Source organism: Clostridium sp. AF34-13, assembly GCF_003477845.1.
Classification (GTDB): domain Bacteria; phylum Bacillota; class Clostridia; order Lachnospirales; family Lachnospiraceae; genus Butyribacter; species Butyribacter intestini.
In genome coordinates, this window is sequence record NZ_QUEB01000013.1 from 19,167 (window position 1) to 43,115 (window position 23,949).

Genomic DNA, 23,949 nt, shown 5'->3' on the forward strand with positions numbered 1-23,949 from the left:
GATATACAATGACATTTTCGCAATACATACAAAGTATGTATGCGTACACGGTATTACAATGAGAAAATGGAAACAGTATATCAAAAGTCCAGCCGAAATTACTCGTTTTGAGGAGAAACCGAGAGTACATACCAGCTCACAAAAATAAGAGCTGCAATATCAATATCAAACTGTCCAATATTATAATATAATATCACGACTTTAATATCAATATACAGCTCTTATCACTATTCACTCACAAACCTGACATCTGCCGCCATGCCTGTTAGTAAATTTAAGATTATATTTTATAAGGTTTTGCTATCTTGTATTTTCGAGATTTTCTACTGCTGCCCTCTCGATTGCAAGACACTTTGTATATTTCTCGATAAATTCATCAAATCCTTTTACATCCTCAGGGTCAGGTTCTACAACCTCACCGTGCTGGTTTGCAAATACTTCATTGCTTAAATAATCCTGAAGTGACTGTCCGTCTTTCTTGTTTACCATATATGATGCAAGAATTGCAATTCCCCATGCTCCACCTTCGCCTGCTGTCTCCATTACAGATACAGGAGTGTTGATGGCACCTGCAAGAATTTTCTGACCTACACCTTTTATAGTAAAGTATCCGCCATGACCAAAGATGGAGTCAACCTCAACTTTTTCCTCTTTAAAGAGAATGTCAAGACCTGTCTTTAATGCACCGAGTGCCGTGTAGAGCTGAACTCTCATAAGGTTTGGAAGATTGAATTTTGCATTTGTCTCTCTTACGAGTAACGGACGACCTTCTTCAAATCCTGTTACATGCTCACCTGAGAAGTAGTTATAAGCAACGATTCCACCGCCGTCTTTTTCTGCAAGTAATGCCTGTTTAAATAACTTATCAAAGATTTCCTCAGGAGCTACTTCTATTCCCATGAGTTTTGAATACTCGCTAAAGAGGTCAACCCATGCGTTTATCTCTGATGTACAGTTGTTACAATGTACCATTGCTACTGCATCTCCTACAGGAGTTGTAACCATATCAATCTGTCTGTAAGCTTTTTTAAGTCTGTTTTCAAGAACTATCATTGCAAATACTGATGTTCCTGCTGAAACATTACCTGTTCTTACCTCAATACTATTTGTTGCCACCATTCCTGTTCCGGCATCACCTTCCGGAGGGCAAACTCTTGTACCAGCCTGAAGTTTTCCTGAAACATCAAGTTTCTTTGCTCCCTCTTCCGTAAGGACACCTGCATCTTCACCGGCTGAGAGAACACCCGGAAGAATATCTTTAATTTTCCATGCAAATCCTTCCGGAGCAACAAGTTCATCAAACTGACCAAGCATCTTCTCGTCATAATCACCTGTTGTGCTGTCGATAGGGAACATTCCTGATGCATCACCTACACCGAGGACTTTCTTTCCTGTAAGCTGCCAGTGGATATATCCTGCCAGCGTTGTAAAGAAATTTACATCTTTAACATGAGCTTCTTTATTTAAGACTGCCTGATAAAGATGTGCAATACTCCATCTCTGTGGAATATTGAAATCAAATACCTCAGTAAGCTTGTCACTAGCTTCAGAAGTGATAGTATTTCTCCATGTTCTAAATGGTACTAAAAGAGTATCATCTTTATCAAATGCCATATATCCGTGCATCATTGCACTAAATCCCATAGCACCGATTTTTGTTATCTCTGCGTCATATTTTTCTTTAACTGTTGCGGCAAGTTTGCTGTAGCAGTCCTGAAGTCCTGACCAGATGTCATCAAGGCTGTATGTCCATACACCGTTCTCATATTTGTTTTCCCATTTGTGTCCGCTTGTAGCAATGAGATTGTTGTTTTCGTCGATAAGAACTGCCTTTATCTTTGTTGAACCAAACTCAATACCAAGAGCTGTCTTTCCACTTTCAATTATATCTTTCATTAACTTTTCTCCTCCTGCTTTTATGATGTTTTATTTGTCTGTTTGTCATAATTTATATGGTATTTACCTACTGATGCTGCGTATTGCTTTTTTTGTACTGCAGCACATTATTTTTACTTCTGCACACATTTTATGTGCATAGCGTGTATTATAATATATTTCACACTATCTGCTCTCTAACGGTAAACAATATCACCGAGCATAAGATCTCTCTTGAAATCTCTGATATTTGTATCTTTATTTATAACGACTGCTTCTATTCCCATCATTGCTGCCCAGTCACACATCTGCTCAGCAGTAAGGTCATATGTAAATGCCGTGTGATGTGCACCACCTGCAAGTATCCATGCTTCTGCTCCTGTATAAAGGTCCGGTTCAGGTGTCCAGAAGTTTGTTGCAGTAGGAAGCTTAGGCATAGGCTTCTCTGTCTGCTTGCACTCTACATCGTTTATGATAAGTCTGAAACGGTTTCCGAGGTCGATAAGTGATGTTGCGATACCGTGACCGTTCTTCGATGTAAATACAAGTCTTGCCGGATCTTCTCTGTCGCCCATTGAAAGAGGCTGGCACTTAATCTGGATAGGACCCTCTGAGATTGACGGACAAATCTCAAGCATATGAGCTTCAAGTATTCCCTCTTTACCCGGTACGAGATTATATGTATAATCTTCAAGCATCGATGTTCCTTTTGCATCTTTCATGCCTGCTGTCATGACTTTCATAAGGCGAACCATTGCTGCAACTTTCCAGTCACCCTCTGCTCCAAATCCGTAACCTTTTTCCATAAGTCTCTGGATAGCAAGTCCCGGAAGCTGCTTAAGTGCACCGAGGTCTCCAAAATGTGTTACGATTGCCTGATAATTTTTTTCTTTTAAAAATCTCTCAAAACCGATTTCTATCTGAGCCTGTACTGCCACATGTTTTCTAAATTCTGCAGGATCTCTGCCCTCAAGAAGAATATCATACTTATCATAATATTCATCGACGAGTGCATTTGTATCTGACTCTGAAACTGCTGCTACCGCATCTGCGATCTCATTTACCGGATAAGCATCTACTTCCCAGCCAAATTTAAGCTGAGCCTCTACCTTGTCACCCTCTGTAACAGCAACATTTCTCATGTTGTCAGCTACACGCATAACTCTGATATGGCTGCTCTCAACAACACCGACTGCCATTCTCATCCATGAACCAATCTTTTCCTGTACTTTCTCATCTGACCAATGTCCGACAACAACCTTACGCTCAATCTTCATGCGTGATACGATATGACCGTACTCTCTATCACCATGTGCTGCCTGATTTTCATTCATGAAATCCATGTCTATCGTGTCATATGGGATTTCCATATTGAACTGTGTATGCAGATGAAGTAAAGGTTTTCTGTACTCCTGAAGTCCTAATATCCATGATTTTGCAGGTGAGAATGTGTGCATCCATGTGATAACACCTGCACAATCAGGGTCATTATTTGCATCGTTAAATGTTTTTCTTATAAGTTCATTTGTAATAAGAGTTGGTTTTAACACAACCTCAAAAGGAAGTTTTCCTGAAGCATTTAAAGCCTCCACAATCTGTTTTGAGTGAGCTGCTACATTTGCGAGACACTCATCACCATATAAATCCTGTGAACCGGTACAAAACCAAAATTTATAATTTCTTACTTCCATTCTACTTCTCCTTTTCCTCTCGATATTTTTTAATTTGTTTTAATGCAACAACATCTGATGTTTCTGGCTGTTAAGTCTGCCAAAAACATCAGATGATATTTTTTCCTAAAATAATTTAGTTTTTTCTTAACACCATACTAATAATACCTTAAAATAAACATTTAATCAAGTAAAATATGGTTTTTTAGTAACAGTTCAGCTATAAAAAGACTATTCTGTTACTGTTTGTAAATTCATCACTCTTTCTTTTTCTCTTTAACAAGTGCAAATACAGCCTGAAGAACTATGAAGAAGCAAAGCAGTGCTGATATTGCGATACTTGACCATGATGAAAGAAGTTTTCCGTTTGTATTTACAAGTGTATCAATAGTACCTTTGATAAGTACACCGAACAATGTACCGATAACATTTCCGACACCACCTGTAAGAAGCGTTCCACCGATTACTGATGAAGCGATGGCATCCATCTCCATGAATTTTGCCTGTGCAACGAATCCACACATACTGTTCAGACAATATAATATTCCACCGATAGAGCAAAGCAATGAAGATAACATATACGCTTTCATCTTTGTCTTTTTAACATTTAATCCCATAAGTTTTGCTGATGATTCACTTCCACCTACAGCGTAAAGAGAACGGCCAAACTTTGTGAATTTAAGGATTATGAATGTTATGACAACTACAAGCAGTGCGATGATAACAGGCATTCTGATGAAAGGGTTCATCATGACACCGTGTCTGTTAGTGTAACCGCCAAATGGAAGCTGAAGTTTCCAGTCTGCCCATTTTGCAAATGTTTCATTATTAATGTTTACCATATCAGTTGTGATAACGGCTATCATACCTCTTGCAAAGAACATACCTGCCATTGTTATAATAAATGGCTGGATGCCAAGCACACCGATAAGAAATCCCTGAACGGCACCAAACACAAGACCGATTATCAATACAACCGCTATAGCAACAGACGGACTCCATTTAAGATTTGTCATGCCGTATGCCATTACCATACAGTCAAGTCCAACAAGTGAACCTACCGAAATGTCGATACCTCCGGTAAGCATTACACAGGTCATACCGCAGGCTACACATATAAGACCTGCATTTGTTATAAGAAGATTTAACAATGTCTGGAAATGTCCGAAACCTTTATCTTCATATATAACACAACCTATTCCGTACATAACAATAAAAAGAACTATCGTAATGAGCAATAAAAGATTATTGCCTCCAATTTTTAATTTATTTTTCATTTCGCAACAGCCTCCCCTCCGGTAGCACCAGCTTTGCGTGCTTTTCTATTCTTCATATAACTCTGGATTGCAGGAGCCTGTATAACAACGATTATAACAATAACAATAGCTTTAATAACAGGAGCCTGCTCAGTCTTTACACCGAAAGCAAGAAGCGTTGTAGAAAGTGCCTGTATCGTATATGCTCCGATGATAGAACCGGCAAGTGAGAATTTACCACCCGCAAGACTGTTACCACCAAGTGCTACGGCAAGGATAGCATCCATTTCAAAATTAAGACCTATGTTGTTTGAGTCAGCCGAATAAATTCTCGATGATGCAACAGTTCCGGCAATACCTGCACCAAGACCACATATTACATAACATAAGAAAATGATAAGTCCTGAATTTATACCCATAATCCTTGCAGCCTTTGGATTTATACCAACAGCCTGTATATACATTCCCAGTGCCGTCTTTTTAAGAAGAAGCGTTGCAAGTATAACACATATAACCGCTACAAATATAGGTGTAGGTATCGGGCACTCCCAGCCTCCTATATGCCAGAAGTTTCCAAGATATTTATACTGTTTTACATGTACATATGTATTCTGGTTGTTGCTTACAACAAGACCTATGGCTCTTGCAGCCGTATAGAGTACAAGCGTCGCTACCATCGGCTGAACCTTAAGATTTGAAACCATAAAACCGTTGAAGCATCCGCAGACACCACCGATAAAGATTCCAAACAGTACACCGAAGATGATAGGCATCTTAACAGATGAAGCTGAGTTTACTCCATATCCTACAAGCGATGTACAACAGCAGGATGCAACAAGTGCCATTACCGAACCTACCGATATATCAGTACCCGCTGAAACAGCAATGGTAAGTGTCATTCCTATTGCAAGTATCGCAATCTCACTACCTCTGTTTGCAATATCTATAAGTCTTCCATACAATACTCCGTTGTTTATTGAAATCTGTAAAAAACTTGGTGATTTGATAACATTCACAAGTATCACCACCAGCAGACACACGGCAGGAAAAAACAATTTACTTCCCGTGCATTTTTTCCAAAACGAGTTCTTCTCCTTACTCATCCTTGTCACCTCCCGCAATAGCTTTCATGATAGAATTCTGTGTCATTTCATCATCAATCTCTCCAACTTTGACACCGTCTCTTAAAACGACCATTCTATCACATGTTCTAAGCATTTCTTCAATCTCAGATGAGATAAATATTACAGCCTTGCCTTCTTTGGCAAGTTTGATTATAAGTTTCTGTATCTCTGTTTTTGTTCCTATATCAATACCTCTTGTAGGCTCATCGAGAATAAGAAAATCAGGATTTGTGGCAAGCCATCTACCGAGGATTACTTTCTGCTGGTTACCACCTGACAACTGGCTTATAGGAACTTCCATACTAGGTGTTTTAACCTGTATTTCCTTTATATATTTGTCAGCAATCTTTTCCTGCTCTGATCTTGGCAGAAGTCTGAACATTCCACGCTTTGCCTGAACTGCAAGTATCATATTTTCCCTAATTGAAAGATCTGCAATAACACCTTCAGCCTTTCTGTCATCCGGCAAAAATCCCATGCCAAGCTTCATGGCATCTATAGGTGAATTTATTTTAGCTTCTTTTCCTTTTACTTTAAGAGTACCACTCTGCGATTTGTCGGCACCATAGATAACTCTGGCAAGTTCGCTTCGTCCTGAACCTAAAAGTCCGGTAAGACCGATAACTTCTCCTTTGTGTATCACAAGATCGAAAGGTTTTATCTTTCCTTTGTGTCCAAGTCCTTTTGCATCAATGATAATCTCATCCTGTACCGAACTCTCCGCCTCTTTAATAGAAGCTAAATCATCAAAGTTCTTACCCATCATCTTTGCAACAAGTTCTACTCTTGGAAGCTCTGCAACCGGATATTCTCCGACCAGCTCACCATTTCTCAGAACGGTTATCATGTCACATACTGCATAAACCTGTTCAAGGAAATGTGTTACAAAGACAATTCCTACACCTTCTTTTTTCAACCTAAGCATCATCTTGAACAGCTTCTCAACCTCGCTGTCATCAAGCGAAGATGTAGGCTCATCAAGAATAAGAACCTTTGAATCCATATCCACGGCTCTCGCAATGGCTACCATCTGTTGCAATGCAACCGAATAATTTTCAAGAGCAACAGTAACATCAATGTCTATATTAAGATCATCTACTATCTTCTGTGCCATCTTGTTCATCTTTTTCCATTGGATAAGTCCAAGAGCATTTCTTGGCTCTCTTCCTATAAAAAGATTTTCTGCAACCGTAAGGTTAGGACAGAGGTTTACTTCCTGATAAACTGTTGCGATTCCTTTTTCCTGTGCCTCCTGCGTTGAATGATTTACGACAGGTCCATCTATCCCGTCAACTCGTATCTCACCGGCTTCAAAGTCATATACACCTGTAAGTACCTTTATCAATGTCGATTTACCTGCACCATTCTCACCCATAAGGGCGTGTATCTCTCCTTTTCTAAGTGTAAAATCAACACCGTTTAAAGCTTTTACTCCGGGAAATGTCTTGTTTATGCCACGCATGGTTAAAACTTCATTTTCCTTCATCTACACCGTCTCCTTTCATGTCTTTTTTGAGAACATATGAAAATTTCAATATTCATATCTTCTTAAAAATTTTCATATATTTTCAAAATAATAAGAGAATCCGGTTTTAGCACCTTAATTTTGTCTAAACTGGTAATATTATACCGTCATGAATGCTGTTCGGATTCTCTTACATTTTGTTTTATATGCTTAAATCAGTTCCTATACCTGCACCGTATTGTTCAAGCATCTGTTTACATAGTCAACACATTCAAATCGCAAACATATTTTAATATGCACGCTCTTTGAGAACTTTATCATCAACAACCGTCATAGTAATGTCTTTTCCTTCATCTGTCTTGAATGATGAAACTGTGTCATCACAAGCGAAGCATGCTTCATCAACATATACTTTCTGGCTGTCAGGTTTTCCACCGTCCTTAATCTTTTTGATGATGTCCTCTACATATGGAGCTGCAAGTGGGTTACACTCAAAGTCTGCATTGATAGAGCCTTCTTTTACATCCTTAAGACCTGCGTTTGTAGCATCAAATGAGATAATGATGATGTCTCCATCCTTGCCATATGTCTTACCTGCTGCCTTTAATGCATCGATAGCACCGAATGCTTCGTTATCATTCTGGCATACAACTACATCAATATCTTTGTATGACTTAAGATAAGACTCCATGATCTTCTGACCACCATCCTGTGTGAAGTCACCGTCCTGCTCATCAAGAAGATTCCAGCCGTTTGCCTTAACATATTTGTTGAAACCTTTTGTACGACCAATCTGTGCTGAAGAACCATTTGTACCTGCGATAGTTACAATGTTTACTTTGTCTGTCTTCTTCTTAGCTTCAAGATATGCTTTAAGCCAAGCACCTGCTGACTCACCCTCTGCTGTGAAGTCTGAACCTACCCAAGCCGTGTAAAGACTTTCATCAGCTTTGATGTTACGGTCAATAACGAGTACCGGGATACCTGCATCTTTTGCTTCTTTTAATACCGTATCCCAACCGGTCTCAACAATAGGATCAATGATTATGTAGTCAACTTCCTGCTCAACGAAGTTTCTGACTGCCTCAAGCTGGTCTGCTGATTTGTTGTCACAATCAACAAATGAAAGATCATATCCATTTTCTTTAGAAAATGTTGAACGACAAGACTCTGTACTTGCTGTACGCCAGTCTGACTCATGACCAACCTGTGCAAAACCGATAGAGATAAGGTCGTCTGATTTTGATGAACTTGAACTTGCATCTTTTGATCCTGAACTTGAACCTCCTGCTGACTCTCCTGATGATCCGCACGCTGTAAGTGAAAATACCATTGCTGCTGTAAGTGTTGCTACTAAAACTTTCTTCATTCTCATAGCTTACTCCTCCTTTATTTCGATCGTTTTTATCAACGATTTATTTTATATATCATATATTAGTCAATATTAACATAAAAGTCAACCTTTTTTTACTTTTTTGTACACTTTTGTGCATTTTTTTGATAACAAATTATTTTTGGCATTGTTTTTTAAGATACATATTCACTATTTTGCACATATTTTCACTTTTATTTTGTGCACTTTTAAATTTTATCTGATTTTCATTTTTCGTTTTCGTTATAACCTATTTATGCATTTTGAATAAATAATATATTTTTTTACACTCATTTTATATGAATTTCTCACACTTTTTCTAACATAATACAATCTCGATTATTAAATCTTAAAATTCAAATTTTATATATCATATTTTGTTATTTATTTGTATTCTTCTTTCCACATAAAAAATACAAATAAATTGCAAAACTCTATAATATGTAGTACAATGATGTCAGGGTCAAAAGCAGATAGCAATGCATGTTTATATGCAAATTGCTATCTACCGGCTTGCCCCACCAAACATCGACAATAAGAATGGAGGTGTTTGCAGGATCGCGAAAATTGCGTAGCAATGAAGCAATCCGGAGCATCAAGCACTAAACAGGAGGAGGCAGATATGCCAGCCAAATATTTAAAAATAGCAAACAAACTTCAGGAAGATATTTTTCAGGGTCTTTACAATGAAACCGGTTTTCTTCCTACCGAACTGGAAATTGCAGCAAGTAATAATGTCAGCAGACAGACTGCCAGAAACGCTCTTGCCGTCCTTGTATCCAATGGTCTTATAGAGCGTCGTCAGGGCAGTGGTTCACGCATAGTAAAGCAAAAGAAAAATCCAAAAAGCAACAGCGTTGCCGTCGTTACTACTTATATAAATGATTATATCTTTCCAAATGTGTTAAAAGATATACAGCACAGTCTAAGCAAAAAAAATTATGCTGTTTATGTGTATGCGACACAAAACAGAGTTGACGAGGAACGAAAGATTTTACAAAAACTTTTACAATTAAACATTGACGGTCTTATCATGGAAGGGTCAAAGACCGCTCTGCCATCGCCAAATCTTGATCTTTATCAGCAATTTGAACAGCGTGACATTCCCATCATATTTATATATGGAAACTACCCTGCATTATCAGACCATGTTTCCATAACAGATGATAATATCGGCGGCGGATACCAGCTTACCAATTATCTCATAAATAAAGGCCATACAGACATTGCGGGAATTTTTAAAATTGATGACCTTCAGGGACACGGCAGATACAGTGGCTATTTAAAAGCTCTTACCGAAGCAAATCTTCGTTTTTCCGATGACAATATCCTATGGTTTGACACTGTTTCGAGAGAACGGCTTTTAAGAAATGAAAATAATTTTCTTGAGGGATTTGTAAAAACCGTAGTTCCAAAATGCAGTGCTGTTGTGTGCTACAATGACGAGATAGCTTATTATCTCATACAACTGCTTATGCAAAATGGTATAAATGTCCCAAATGATATTGCCGTAGTCAGTTTTGATAACAGCCAGTTAAGCGACCTGTCACCGATAAAGATAACCTCTCTTGCACACGGTACAAGAAGAGTCGGACAGAAAGCGGCAATGCAGCTTCTAAATCTTATAGACAAAAAGGAAGTCCTCTCCGAAAGCGTCTCATGGACACTGGTTGAAAAAGAAACAAGTTAAAACCCAAAAAAGCAAATACTACTACAGAAATGGAGAACACTTATTATGATAAAAAATAATATTATAAAGAAAATCACGGCACTTTCTGTTTCCTGTACCCTGTCTGTTGCATTACTCGCAGGATGCGGCAATTCAGATAACTCTCAAAAAGATACAACGGCAAAAGTTTCAGATAAAAAATCTGAGACAGCCACTCCCGCACCAGACACTTCTTCACCGGTATCAGATGTACCCGCAAAGAAAGTTTATACAGTAAAAAGTTATAATGTATATAATGAAAAAAATACACTCGACCATTATTATAATTTTGATTACGAAAACAACAAGTTAAAAAAAATTGAAGGCTATGATAAAGAGGGACTCGGCATCACATACAAAGCCGAAATTGATGCTAACGACAATCTCACTTCTTTTTCAAGTTTTAACGCAAAAGGTGCAAAATCAGATTATTATAAAATGATACTTTTTGACAATGGTATGTTAAAATGCGAACACCATTATTCCCCAACCGATGAAGAATTGTATAAATACGATTATACTTACAATGACAATAAACAAATCGATACAAAAACCGGATATTCAAACGGAACAAAAGAGTCGGGCAAATCCGGATATACATATGACCAAAAAGGTAATCTTATCCAGCAGACTAACTATTCAGTAAAAGGAAATGCATCATCATATGTAAGATACAAATATCACAAAGGCAGGATTATATTTGAAAAATATTCTTCAAAAGAAGGTAAGATATATTATATATATAAATACGGTTACAATAAAAAAGGACAGCTCATTTCAATTACAAACTACGACAATAAAAAATGTAAAAAACCTGTTTCAATCACAAAATATAAATACAACAAAAAAGGTCTAAAAACTGACGAATATCGTTATGACCCCAAAAACAAACTTGAAAAACATATAAATATCAAATATACTTCCATAAAAGTACATAATGATAATTTCTGGTACGGTGACTGGGTTTTAAACCATATTTCTGAATAAAACATCCCACTACTTTACGGGCATTTTCCTATACTTTAAACAAAATAACGGTTCACACTTAAAATCAAGATGTGAACCGTTATTTTTATTATGTGTTTTAAAGAATCTTCTGATATACTTATTTATCAAACTCTTTTCCGGTAAGAAGAAGATATGCTTCTTTGTACTTGTCAACTGTCTTTTCAACAACCTCGTCAGGAAGCTTATAATCGCTGTCAGGATTTTTCTTAAGCCAGTCCCTTACAAACTGCTTGTCAAATGATGGCTGTCCCTGTCCCGGCTTATAACCCTCTACCGGCCAGAATCTTGAACTGTCAGGTGTGAGCATCTCATCACCGAGAACTACATTTCCGTTCTCATCAAGACCAAACTCAAATTTTGTATCAGCTATGATGATACCTTTTTCTGCCGCATAATCTGCACATTTCTTATAAAGGCTGATAGTGCAATCCTTAATCTGTTTTGCATAATCTGCACCTTTTCCGGGATAAAGCTTTTCAAGTATTTCTACTGACTGCTCAAATGTAATATGCTCATCATGGTCTCCAAGGTCTGCCTTTGTTGTCGGTGTATAGATAGGCTCAGGAAGTTTATCTGACTCTACAAGACCCTCAGGAAGCTTGATACCGCATACCGTACCATTTTCTTTGTAACTCTCCCAGCCACTTCCCGTAATATATCCACGAACAATACACTCTATAGGAAGCATATCGAGTTTCTTGCACATCATGCTGTTTCCGTCATATTTTTCGTTCTGGAAAAACTCAGGCATATCTTTTACATCAACTGAAATCATATGGTTTGGAAGAATGTCCTTTGTGAAATCAAACCAAAACTTTGACATCTGTGTAAGTATTGCGCCCTTTTTTGTCACTTTATTCTTCAAGATAACATCAAATGCTGATATTCTGTCTGTAGCAACAATAATAAGACTGTCGCCATTGTCATAAACCTCGCGTACTTTACCTTCTTTGATCGGTGAAAATTCCTTCATTGTGTATGTCCTCCATTTGTTTTGTGATTATTTGTAAAAATTGCTTTTCAACGATTTAATTATTCTTAACAACCTGTTATCAAATATAAGTTTTTGCAACAACAGCTTATGTTTAAAAACATTTTGTCATTAGAAATAACTTATTTCTATTTTAGAATACAAACTCCACTTTGTAAAGAGACAAAATCATCAAACAGGCTGTCAGCTATTATCACGCATAACTGAAAAATTTTTCTAAAATTTTCTCCAGATATATTTGGTCATTTATTCCCATAGTCTCCCTTGAAGAATGCATCGCAAGAACAGGTACACCCACATCAAGCATCCTCATCGGAATATTTGCAACCGTTATTGTACCTAATGTACTTCCTCCCGGAATGTCTGAACGGTTCACAAACCTCTGGCACTTTATATCATATCTGTCACACAAGCCTTTAACAATTCCTATGACAACCGGATCACTTGCATAGCGTTCTCCTGCCGAAGTCTTTATTCCAAATCCATGATTGAGCAAAAGTTTGTTGGTAGGGTCATTCTTTTCCGGTATGTTCGGATGTATTCCATGTGCTACATCTACCGACAATCCTACGGCATCTGCCAGTGCAAACTCTGCAGTTTCCTCATCATATCCGAATTTTCTAAATATCCTGTCTATAATATTCCTTATTATGACAGAACCTGCCCCCTGTTTTGTACCACTGCCAACTTCTTCGCTGTCATATATCACAACCATGTTGAACCCATCATCCGGTACATTGCTTTTTATGCCTTTCACACAAGCCTGAACTGATGTCATATTATCAAGTCTTCCTGCTGAAAATAACTCTCCGTTTAAGCCGAGAACACATGGTGTCTCAACAGGATATAAAAACATATCATAGTCAAGAATATTTTCAGCTCCAACTCCAGTCTTATCCGCAAGGTATGTCTCCCAGATATTTTTTGTATCTTTTATATCTGTCGTTTCAGACAAAGCCATAACCGGAATCATATCTTTCTGTCTGTTTAACTCCACTCCTTTGTTTATCTCGCGGTTCATATGAATGGCAAGATTTGGAATAATAAACAATGGTTGTTTGAAATCTACGAATCTGACTTCCGGCTTCATAATGTCATCCGTCTTTATTATAACCCTGCCCGCTGCAGATAACGGTCTGTCAAGCCAGGTATTTAAAATTGCACCTCCATAAACTTCAACATTCATCTTTATGTAACCATTTGATTCCATCTGACAGTCAGGCTTTACTTTAAGACATGGAAAATCTGAATGTGCCGCCGCAAATCTGAAATTTTCACCCTGCCAGTTTTCTCCGACACAAAAAGCGGCAATAGTAGAATCGTAGACATTTACATAATACTTTCCGCCTTTTTTAAGCTTCCATTTTCTATCAAGAAAAAGCCTTTCAAAGCCTGCTTCGTCAAGTTCTTTCATAACATACAATACTGTATGAAAAGGTGATACCGATGACTCAATGCGTCTTTTTAGCTCATCCGCTGTTTTATTATCCACTGTGCTTTCCTCCTAAAGCCTGACAAAAATCTCAGTTTCTTTTTTCAGATCTTCAGCTATCGCCTGATTTTCATTCATTTCATTTGAAATAATCTCTATGTCGGCAGCAAGATCCTGAACACTGTCTGCTGTTCCATTTACTCCCTGTGCACCTTCGTCAATAGCATTACTTATTGAATCAATAGCTGTTGCTATCTGTTCCACCGTATCTTTAAGCGTCTCCGTTTTTTTGTTAAATTCGCCCATAGCTTCTTCGATATATGTAGCATTATCACGATATTCCGTACCTGCTTTAACAAATGTCGAAAAATCTTCCATGATAGACTCATTCAGATACTCTATAAGATCCTGCGAATGTCCCGCAAGGCTGTGTACAGCTTCAACTATAACAGTATTTATTTCCTGAATATGACTTGCGGTGTTTCTGCTCGCATCAGCAAGATCACCTATCTCGTGTGCAACCACTGCAAATCCTCTTCCGACTTCTCCTGCTCTGGCTGCCTCTATCGATGCATTGAGTGCAAGCAGATTTGTCTGTTGAGCAATATTCAAAATATCTCCCGTCAAATCATTTATCTTGTCAATACTCTTGCTGTCTTCTATAGCTTTATTAAGTTCTGACAATATAAGTTCTACTTTTTCTTTTGTCACATCCATATTTGTCTGAGCCATTTTTTCCATATTTTCAGCGTGCTCTTTCATTTCAACTGAATAGTTGTTTATCTCTGAAGATCTGTCAGCAATAACAATAACATCCTGATTTACTGATGCTGCATTATCATTAATCCTTGCTGTGTCACTTCCTATCTGTGTCATCGTTGCAGCAAGTTCTTCCGTAAGTGATGAAAGGTCTGACACACTATTATTAGAACGGTGTACTCTCTCTGAAACCTCACCTGCAATCTTATCCATATTTTTTGAACTTCCCGAAACCATACCAAGTATGCCCTGCAATCTCTCTATAAAAGTATTGATACCCATTCCAAGAGCTGAAATCTCATCATCAGACTGTACTGTAATCCTCTTTGTAAGGTCACCTTTTCTTTCATCTATATCATTGATAATATCATCAATTTCTTTTTTACTCTTAACAATAGGTGATATTATCTTCCTCTGTACAACAACTGCTGCAAACAAAAATGCAACAACACATATTGTAATACTGACAATACTTGTCACCAATGCTGACATATAACCTTTTTGCAATGTAGTTTTAGCTTCCTGAGATGACTTCTTTGCATTTTCTATCATCCTGTTTATCCCGGAATACATTGCCTCTGAAGAATCTTTTAGTTTGCCGTTTGCTATAGCAAAGGCAGCTTCATTTTTAGTGTCTGCACTGAGTGCTATCATTGTAGATATCGAATCCTTAAATACAGTATATTTTTTAACTATATTATTATATACACTTTCCTGACCTGTTGAATATTTTTTCAATTCATTTATCTTCTTATCAAGCTGTGTTTTTTTTGTATTTATAATTTTAACATAGTTTATCATAGAATTTGAATCCGTTGCAACAATGTGCGACAATCCGGCTGCATGAATATCCTTTGCAATCGCCTCAATATCGGATAGTTCTGTAATACCTACAAGATATGTATCCGATATAACTGTTGCTTTTTTATTAACCTGTCTTATATTGTGTTCAGATGCAATATTGGATATAACTGCTATCAATCCCAGTATTATAATAGGAAGATATACCCAGAATCTGATACTTGACCTAATTTTACTTTTCATAAAACAATTCCTCCTTTTTTTCACGCTGCAAAACGCATCCATATTTGCTTATTGTACAGTCGATGCATTTATCTGTTTTACAATCTTATCAAGATAATTTTGAAGATTTCCACTTATTGAATTGTTTGCTAATGCTTTTCCAAGATTTGAGGAAGGCGTCCAGAAATTTCCCCCAAGTCTTTGCAATTCTGAATATGTCTGCTGTGCAAGTATCGCCTGAACTGCCTGGGATTTTTTTATCTCATCCGCCTTACCTGCCTTTATATTTGAAGGTCCCTGTCCTCTCATCTCAAATCTCAGCTTCTGATTATCCTCATTTGATATGTATTGTGCAAGCTTATGTGCCCACTCTTTATTTTTTGAATATGGATTTACACCAAGCATCTTATACCCAAAATATGTAGACATCTGTACTTTTTTTCCGTTACAGTTGTATGCAGGAAGCATTGCCGCTGCATAATTTTTACCATACATCTTCTTTATAGCCGCTTCATCCCAGATACCGCTGACACACGCAATAACTTTGCCTTTCTTTATACCGGTAAGCCAGTCGGTTGTATTTTCAAATCCCTTGTTTTTTCCAATTCTTATAAGTGAATTAGCAACATCCGTTCCTTTAATTTGATTTTGCGTTGAATTCCAGTTACATGAATTTGTAACTCCATCTTTATTTAATTTAACCTTAAGTCCGGTCTGACCATAAAACGCATAAAGATACCAGCCTGATGTCCAATCCATTGCAAATTTTTTATTATTTTTTGCCGCAATAGACAATATCCTGTCAAGACTTTTTACATCAGAGGCTTTTAAATATTTCTTATTATAATACAAAAAATATCCATTATCTGCAGTTATAGGATATCCATATATGGTATTATTGACTGTAACTGCCTTTACTGCTGATGCAAGATTTTCATTTTTTACAGTATCTGCATTTTTAACCGGGTCAGCGGCTCCGCCTGCTGCTATCGCACTTATATCACCATCCGTAGTTGTATATACATCTGCACCTTTAAGTACATTTCCAAGAAGATTTGATCTGCACTCACCCTCGACCATATCTTTATGTATAATGGAAATATCCGCTTCTGAACTGTGTTCTTTTATAAAGTTGTCTGCTACTTTCTTTAAATACTCCCTGTCCTCTGCTCCTGCCCATACAGTTAATTCAACCTTTTCAGTTTTTTTCTTACTGTCATCTGCTGCACTATTGTTCTTTGCATTGTCCGGTCTGCCCGAACATCCTGTAAGCATACTAACAGCCATCAATGCTGCAAGCATTCCAGCTAATATTTTTTTTCTCATAAAATATTTCCTCCTGCTAAATCTTATTATTTATTTCAAGCAGCCTGATGAATTGTTTAATCTTTTCCGGATCTTTGCCGCTGCCACTGTCATATTCAACACCTGAAGATACATCAACCACATCCGGATTAACCAGTTTTACAGCTTCTCTAACATTTGAATCATTTAAACCTCCGGCAAGTATAAAAGTTTTGGCATCACGCTTTATGTCATTAAGAATACTCCAGTCAAAAACTTTTCCACTTCCGGGAACTGCTGCATCGAACACATAACCCACTATTTTGGCATTATTTTGATATTTGTGTATATTTTTTATGTCCTTTATATTAAATGCCTTAAAAACCGGTTTGCTTATTTGTTCCAACAGCCTGTCTTTAATCTCACCATGTATCTGGACATAGTCAAATCCTGACCCATTTATCTGCTGTATCTCGCTTTCATCCGGTGATACAATAACAGCTACCTTTTTTATATTTTCATCAAGTTCTGCCATTATCTGTTCCGCTTTTTCTATACTTATATTTCTTTTGCTCTTTGGAAAAAACAAAACAAATCCGGCAAAATCAACCTTGTTTTTATTTAGATAGTCTGCTTCTACTGTATCTGTAAGGCCACAAACTTTTACCAAAACAGCTCTATTATCTTTCAAAACAATACTCCCCCTAAAAACTCATATTTATCTATATTATATAGATAATTTAAAGTGAACGATATGTTAATTTAATAAAATTATACCCGATTTTACCAATAAAAGCAATTTTTATTAACAAAAACAGTATATTTATAATTAAACAGTTCAGCCTTTCATTTATAATTCAACTTGATAATTTTCTTTAGAGAACAGTTTTGATTTTATGAAGATTACAATCAATGCATTAACTATTACTATAGATAATCTGATATTTTTATTTTTTTTAAATCTGACCCTTTAGAAACCACAAAAATTATATTATGATTTTTTAGGTTTTAGATTCGCAATGCTAATCTTAAATCTCTACTACACAAAAGCTTAAAGCATTGCAGAAAAGAGGAAAAAATGAATAAATCGCTTAAAAATCTGGTTATGGCAGCTTTATTTGCCGCCTTATCATGCGTTGCAACATCAATAATCCGTATTCCCACACCAGGAACAGGTGGATATATTCACCCCGGTGATGCAATCGTAATCTTATCCGGAGTATTCTTAGGACCTGTCTACGGACTTTTCGCAGGCGGTATTGGTTCAGCACTCTCTGATTTCATCGGTGGTTATTTCGTATATGTACCTATAACTTTTGTTATAAAAGGACTCATTGCATTTATAGCCGGCTATATTTTCCAGAAAGCTGCAGCAAACAATCATTCAAAACATTTAGCCGTAGCATTCGGTGGTGTTGCTGATATCATTTTAGTAGCAGGCGGATATTTCATCTGTGAACTGCCAATGTACGGAATAGGAGCCGCTGCAAGCATACCGTCAAACATCATTCAGGGTGTAAGCGGTCTTATAATCGCAAGTATTCTCTATCCGTTACTCAACCCTGCACTCAAGCCACTCTTATATAACGAGCGTTAAGAATATAACAGAAATTTAATACAATCAAAAACATCATTTACGATTACCATTACGGTATGTTGTAAATGATGTTTTTTAATAAGAAATTTATCTTCTAAGATAAACTCGTCTTAAACTTCGATAGTGAAGTTTGTGCGAAGCACAAATCTTCTAAGATGAACTCGTCTTAAACTTCGATAGTGAAGTTTGTACAAAGCACAAATCTTCTAAGATAAACTCGTCTTAAACTTCGATAGTGAAGTTTGTGCGAAGCACAAATCTTCTAAGATGAACTCGTCAGAGTTCATCTTATGATGCGTCTTGCACAATATGCTCTGGAATAATTAAGGTTTGATTTTACGATTCCCCACTTCTTACCCATAGCCTCAACTGCCTTTCCGTCACCTATATACATAACGACATGACCTATTCTGCTGCCATGACGATAAAATACAAGGTCACCGGGCTGAAGATCTTTTATATCAACTTTCTTTCCACAATTTGCCTGACTTGCCGAACTGTGCGGCAGACTATATCCAAACTTCTGATATACGCTCATAACAAATCCTGAGCAGTCTGCACCCTTTGTCAGACTTGTGCCTCCCCAAACATATGGGTTTCCAACAAATTTAAGTGCATAGTTTACTATCTGATTTCCAAGCTTTTCGTCTGATTTTGAAAAACTTAATGTCTCCTCTGCCGCATCCTCTGAAGCCGCCTGTTTTTTCTTTGTATCTAATATTGTCGCTGTGTCAAACTTACGGTAAGTGTCGGTATATTTCCTGGCAACATAGCCTTTGCGTCCATTTACCCTGACTTTAAGCCACTTTTCACCTTCTTTTATAACGGTGCATACATCGTCATCTTTAAGCTGTGTTACGATAGATGCTGATAAACTTTTCTTTTTTCTCAGGTTAAGAACATCAACGCTATCTTTTAACTCCGCATAAGTTGTCGCATATTTATCCGCTAGTTTTTCAACTTTTACACCACCCTTAACGAGTGACTTTTTCCACACATAACCCTTTGCTTTGCCTGACTTAACCTTAACCCAGTTGCCGTCTTTAGAATTTCCGATAATATTAACTGCATCTCCATTTTCCATTTTCGCAATCTTTTTACCGTTTCCTGATGGAGACTTTCTTATATTTATAACATCATCCTTTGAAACTGCCACGGCTGTATTCTTCCACTTTTTATCAAGTGCCTTTTTCTTCTTTTCAGCCTTTTCTTTATTAGCAGCTTTTTTTGCCAAAGCATCTTCCTTTGAAGTCTTTTCTGTACCAGACTGCATTGTCACTGCCTGAGATGTACTTACTGCTGTGCCTGTGCTTATCGCTGCCTGTGTGCCGACTGCTGCACCCGTGCTCACTGCCGCACCCGTGCTTATCGCTGCCTGTGTAGCCGCTGTCACATTTACCTGTGCATTATCTGCACCTGCCATACCTAATACCGTGCTGTCAGATGATGTACCCGCACCAACTGACACACCGGCATCATAATAATTATCTAAAACACCGGCATTTGTCATAGCCGATGCATCTGTTCCCGAAAAACCCATACCTATTGTAATAAAACAGGCTGCCCCTAAACCAGCCGCTGTTTTTACCCAATGTGTTCTGTTCATTTTAATTCTAAAACCTCTCTTCACTTTTATTACAAAACTATTACAATATGTTAAAAAGTATAGCACCGTAATCTTTGTATGTCAACAAAACAATTGTGTATTTTTTATGTTTTTCTAAATTATTTTTGTTATTTTTTGTCAAAATTGTGTTTTTTTACATTTACTTTGATTATATTATTTTCAATCATTATAAAAATTATACAACTTTAGTTCCAAAGAAAAAACAGTTTTAATCTACAGCAGTCGTAAAAGTTTTTCTTTATGTGATGCAGAAGTAAAAGCTGCCATTATGGCATTTCTCTCAAAATCTATTATATCATCTTCATCAAATCCAAAAGTATCTGCAAGCATGGTAAGTTCTTTTTTTATGTCTGTTCCGGATACCATCATATTGTCCGTATTTATCGTAACTTTAACACCTGCATCCATAAGCTTTTTAATAGGATATTCATTGATATTTTCATATATGTTTGTATTGAGATTGCTGGTCGGACATAGTTCTAAAGTGATACCACCGTATGAAAGTTTCTTCAATGTATCCGCATTTTCCACTGAACGCACACCATGACCTATCCTTTTTGCTCCAAATTCAAGGGCATATTCTACACTTGTAGGATTATCTGCTTCTCCTGCGTGTATTGTAAATGGAATATGTTTTTCGCGAGCAAGTTCAAATATATCCCTAAAATCTTTTGTAGGAAAAAGTCCCTCTGCTCCTGCCAGGTCTATCGCAACAACCCCTTTGCCAAGATATTTTTCGGCTGTCTCAACAGTTTCCATATTTTCAGCATGATTATCATTTCCACGCATACAGCACAAAATAAGACACGCATCCAAAGATGACCGGTTTAGACCACGGACAGCGGCTTCAACTGCCATTTTCTGTGACATCCCTTTTTTCGTATGAAGCTGCGGTGCAAATCTTATCTCTGCATATATAATTCCTTTACTTTTAAGTTCCTCCATAAGTTTATATACGGCAAAACTCAGAGCCTCTCCAGTCTGTAAAAGCGTCAGCGGATATTCAAATTTTTCAAGATATTCATTGAGATCTTTGCACTCATGTGACACCTGCAGCCTTTTTAAAAGTTCTTCATCCGTATTCTCATTTTTAATCCCCTGCATACACATGAGCTCTTTAACCGTCTCAAGAGATAATGAGCCATCCAGATGAAGATGAAGGTCAACAAGTCCTATATTATCTAAGTTTACATTTTTCACACTACTTTTCCTCCTTTACCCTGCTAAGCGTAACCACAACTTTAAACAAATCCCCATCTACAAACACCTCAAGATTTCCATTTTGAAGCTGCATGAGATTTTGTGCTATTGAAAGTCCAAGTCCACTTCCCTCCGTATTTCTTGACTTATCACCTCTCACAAATCTCTCCATAAGTTCATCACCTGAGAGGTTAAGCGGCGTTTCAGACATATTTTTTACGGTTATAAGCACTTTATCTGACAATATTTTTGTTTCGCTGTCCTGCTCTTTTTCTGATAGCTCCACATCAATATAAACCCTTGTATCAGGCATTGCGTATTTGTTTATATTTTGGAATATATTATCAAAAACCCTCGACAGATGCCTGCCATCCGCATTTATCTCAAGCTCGTTTTTAACCTCATCATCCATTCTAAAATTAACTATAGGCATGAGATTTTTCTTTTCAAATTTAGATATATATTCTCCGAGACTTTGCTCAATAAATACCGCAATCCCAAGTTTTTCCATATTCACCTCGACATTACCTGTTGATGATTTTGACAAATCAAGCAGGTCATATATAAGATTTTTAAGTCTCAATGACTGCCTGTCTAACACATCTATATATCCTGCCGCTGTTTTGTTTTGCAAATCCTCTTTTTTTAAAAGGTCTACATAACTTATTATCGCCGTAACAGGAGTTTTTATATCGTGTGAAACATTTGTTATAAGCTCCGTTTTCATTCTCTCACTTTTCATCTGCGACTCTACAGCTTTTTTCATTCCATCGCTGATATTATTGAGAGAATCTGCCTCCATTTTAATTGGAAGCATCATTCCCTTTGTATTTATCTTTCCATCAACACCGCCGGTTGACATTTGTTCTATACCCATATGTAATTTAGAAATATCCCTAATTACCCTCGCTATAATAATGGTTCCTAATATTTTTGATATAAGTACCGTTAAAAATGCAATCTCTGAACCACTGACAACAGTGAGAACACCTTCTGTAATACCAGCCACCCAATATACCCCAAATACTATAACACTCAATTTTACCATTGATAAGACTGCTTTTATTATCTTTGCAAAACTAAGTATCACCCTCGTTATAAACATATTATCAATAAGTATGCCTGCCTTTACCTGGGCACAAAAAACAGTATAAAACAAAGTGATAAAGATTCCTGCGATAGTGCCTGCGATTAGACCTCCGATTATAATATTTGAAATGCCATATTTTAAAATACTCTTTATTTTTTCTATGTCTATTTCACTGCTTACAAATAAACTAAAACCTGCCGCTATTGCTGCAATAAGTACAACGACTAAGATATCTGCAGGCATTCTGTAAAATCTCCTTACCTTACCCTCTTCATTTTGTTCAGCATTTGCAAAAAATGCGATAAATATTGACGATATAATAAGCAGAATCCCAGAAAAATATGTCATAAATGAAATAAAATGCTCATGCTCTTTATACCAAAAAATATAATAAAAACTATCCCCTGTCTTTAATTGACTGCGTATATTTCCCTCAATACTATAATCGCTTGTTTTTACATGATACTGCGTTGCTTTAACATAATAAAATCTATTTTTTCTATAGACACTACAGGAACCTATTTTAAATTTTCCATTCGCTATCTCATATGCATTTACACTTCTGCCATAACATCCCAGTAACACTGCTTCCCTAAATTCTCCTATAAAAATATCCTCACTGTTTTTTCCAAAATATGTTGCAAAATCTGTTCCTTTCCAATCATTTTCAACCTCAGCCCCCTCAACATCATTTTTCACTTCTCCACGATCACAAACATCCTCTGCATAAACACTGTCATACAAAACTCTGCATATAAGATTTCCATTGTAAATTTGAAACTTTATGCTTATTCTGTCATATGGGTATAACTTTTTTAATTTATTTATTATTGTATTCTTGTACTTAGGTATATACTCTCCGCCTGACACCCCCAATTCATAAGTATATTTAATTGCATCATTATAAAGTTTTTTGCCGTCAAATTTAAATTTAAAATCCCCATAATCATTTATTATATATCTATTTGTCTGTTCAGACATATCAACACAATATCCGTTCATAACTTCTTTTGTCATATTGTATTTGATGCTTCCTACATATCCGTCATATAAAAACATAAAATTTGAATTTTTATCACTAAAATATTTTTTCTTTAATCTTGACATCTCACTTAATTTATTAACATAATTCATCTTTTTTAAAGCTTCTTTATTTTGCATAAGTGCAGCATATCGCCCGGCTATCTTTGTCATACTGTTCACCCTGCTTTTTATCTCACTTTTTATGCTGCTTTGTCCAAAACCATATTGCCCGATGCCTACAAGATAAACTGTCCCCATCACAATAAAAACAGCCAGCGATACAGCTTGAACTACATTAAAAAATGCCCTTAAAATTCTTCTGTTGATTTTCCTCTTAGCAAAAATATCTTTCTTCATAAAGATTCCTGCCCTCCCTTATCTTCCCATACAACATCTTATAAGACTTTTTACACATAACCCGCCAATCCATAAGCAGCCTTATAAT

Annotated in this window: 17 protein-coding genes; 3 read left to right on the forward strand and 14 right to left on the reverse strand. The window is 36.8% G+C overall.

Translation table 11 applies throughout. From position 1 onward, the window contains the following. Positions 1–300 precede the first annotated feature (300 nt). From DWZ63_RS11525 to DWZ63_RS11550, 6 genes are all read right to left on the reverse strand, one after another. Positions 301–1,896: an FGGY-family carbohydrate kinase gene (locus tag DWZ63_RS11525; protein ID WP_055944118.1), complete on the reverse strand. Its 1,596-nt coding sequence runs from the start codon at positions 1,894–1,896 to the stop codon at positions 301–303. A gap of 176 nt (positions 1,897–2,072) precedes the next feature. Further along, the gene (araA, locus tag DWZ63_RS11530) at positions 2,073–3,566 is read right to left on the reverse strand and encodes an L-arabinose isomerase (RefSeq protein WP_118499972.1); all 1,494 of its coding nucleotides are present in this window, start codon (positions 3,564–3,566) and stop codon (positions 2,073–2,075) included. A gap of 236 nt (positions 3,567–3,802) precedes the next feature. Beyond that, positions 3,803–4,822: a sugar ABC transporter permease YjfF gene (locus DWZ63_RS11535; RefSeq protein ID WP_118499973.1), complete on the reverse strand. Its 1,020-nt coding sequence runs from the start codon at positions 4,820–4,822 to the stop codon at positions 3,803–3,805. Then, positions 4,819–5,904, reverse strand: coding sequence for an ABC transporter permease (locus DWZ63_RS11540; protein ID WP_055944124.1), 1,086 nt, complete (start codon positions 5,902–5,904; stop codon positions 4,819–4,821). The genes DWZ63_RS11535 and DWZ63_RS11540 overlap by 4 nt, the downstream gene beginning before the upstream one ends. Continuing rightward, positions 5,897–7,411: a sugar ABC transporter ATP-binding protein gene (locus tag DWZ63_RS11545; RefSeq protein ID WP_055944127.1), complete on the reverse strand. Its 1,515-nt coding sequence runs from the start codon at positions 7,409–7,411 to the stop codon at positions 5,897–5,899. Before DWZ63_RS11545 ends, DWZ63_RS11540 begins: the two co-directional genes overlap by 8 nt. Positions 7,412–7,679: 268 nt before the next feature. Next, a complete protein-coding gene (locus tag DWZ63_RS11550; protein WP_330672355.1) occupies positions 7,680–8,765 on the reverse strand; it encodes an ABC transporter substrate-binding protein in 1,086 nt (361 codons plus the stop codon). Positions 8,766–9,384: 619 nt separating this feature from the next. On the opposite strand from DWZ63_RS11550, the gene DWZ63_RS11555 reads away from it, so the two are divergent. Then, positions 9,385–10,452: a GntR family transcriptional regulator gene (locus DWZ63_RS11555; protein WP_118500018.1), complete on the forward strand. Its 1,068-nt coding sequence runs from the start codon at positions 9,385–9,387 to the stop codon at positions 10,450–10,452. A gap of 45 nt (positions 10,453–10,497) precedes the next feature. After that, complete coding sequence (locus DWZ63_RS11560) at positions 10,498–11,457, forward strand: hypothetical protein (RefSeq protein WP_118499974.1); 960 nt, start codon at positions 10,498–10,500, stop codon at positions 11,455–11,457. 118 nt (positions 11,458–11,575) lie between these two features. Here the strand turns inward: DWZ63_RS11560 and DWZ63_RS11565 are convergent, their stop codons facing one another. The 5 genes from DWZ63_RS11565 to DWZ63_RS11585 all read right to left on the reverse strand — a co-directional run bounded on the left by DWZ63_RS11565 (position 11,576) and on the right by DWZ63_RS11585 (position 17,658). Next, positions 11,576–12,451, reverse strand: coding sequence for a phosphoribosylaminoimidazolesuccinocarboxamide synthase (locus DWZ63_RS11565; RefSeq protein WP_055944134.1), 876 nt, complete (start codon positions 12,449–12,451; stop codon positions 11,576–11,578). A gap of 211 nt (positions 12,452–12,662) precedes the next feature. After that, on the reverse strand, positions 12,663–13,961 hold the full coding sequence (locus DWZ63_RS11570) for a M18 family aminopeptidase (protein ID WP_118499975.1): 1,299 nt from the start codon (positions 13,959–13,961) through the stop codon (positions 12,663–12,665). A gap of 12 nt (positions 13,962–13,973) precedes the next feature. Next, positions 13,974–15,704: a methyl-accepting chemotaxis protein gene (locus tag DWZ63_RS11575; RefSeq protein WP_182431510.1), complete on the reverse strand. Its 1,731-nt coding sequence runs from the start codon at positions 15,702–15,704 to the stop codon at positions 13,974–13,976. Positions 15,705–15,752: 48 nt separating this feature from the next. Further along, on the reverse strand, positions 15,753–17,009 hold the full coding sequence (locus DWZ63_RS11580; protein WP_055944143.1) for an extracellular solute-binding protein: 1,257 nt from the start codon (positions 17,007–17,009) through the stop codon (positions 15,753–15,755). Positions 17,010–17,025: 16 nt separating this feature from the next. Continuing rightward, complete coding sequence (locus DWZ63_RS11585; protein WP_118499977.1) at positions 17,026–17,658, reverse strand: phosphoribosylanthranilate isomerase; 633 nt, start codon at positions 17,656–17,658, stop codon at positions 17,026–17,028. A 387-nt stretch (positions 17,659–18,045) separates the two neighbouring features. Here DWZ63_RS11585 and DWZ63_RS11590 point away from each other — a divergent pair, with 387 nt between their 5' ends. Then, complete coding sequence (locus tag DWZ63_RS11590; protein WP_055944149.1) at positions 18,046–18,564, forward strand: ECF transporter S component; 519 nt, start codon at positions 18,046–18,048, stop codon at positions 18,562–18,564. 283 nt (positions 18,565–18,847) lie between these two features. On the opposite strand, the gene DWZ63_RS11595 is transcribed toward DWZ63_RS11590, so the two are convergent. The 3 genes from DWZ63_RS11595 to DWZ63_RS11605 all read right to left on the reverse strand — a co-directional run bounded on the left by DWZ63_RS11595 (position 18,848) and on the right by DWZ63_RS11605 (position 23,861). Continuing rightward, a complete protein-coding gene (locus DWZ63_RS11595) occupies positions 18,848–20,170 on the reverse strand; it encodes an SH3 domain-containing C40 family peptidase (protein WP_118499978.1) in 1,323 nt (440 codons plus the stop codon). Positions 20,171–20,404: 234 nt separating this feature from the next. Next, on the reverse strand, positions 20,405–21,391 hold the full coding sequence (add, locus tag DWZ63_RS11600; protein ID WP_118499979.1) for an adenosine deaminase: 987 nt from the start codon (positions 21,389–21,391) through the stop codon (positions 20,405–20,407). Position 21,392: 1 nt separating this feature from the next. Then, entirely contained in the window at positions 21,393–23,861 is a 2,469-nt protein-coding gene (locus DWZ63_RS11605; protein WP_118499980.1) for a HAMP domain-containing sensor histidine kinase, read from the reverse strand. Positions 23,862–23,949 lie beyond the last annotated feature (88 nt).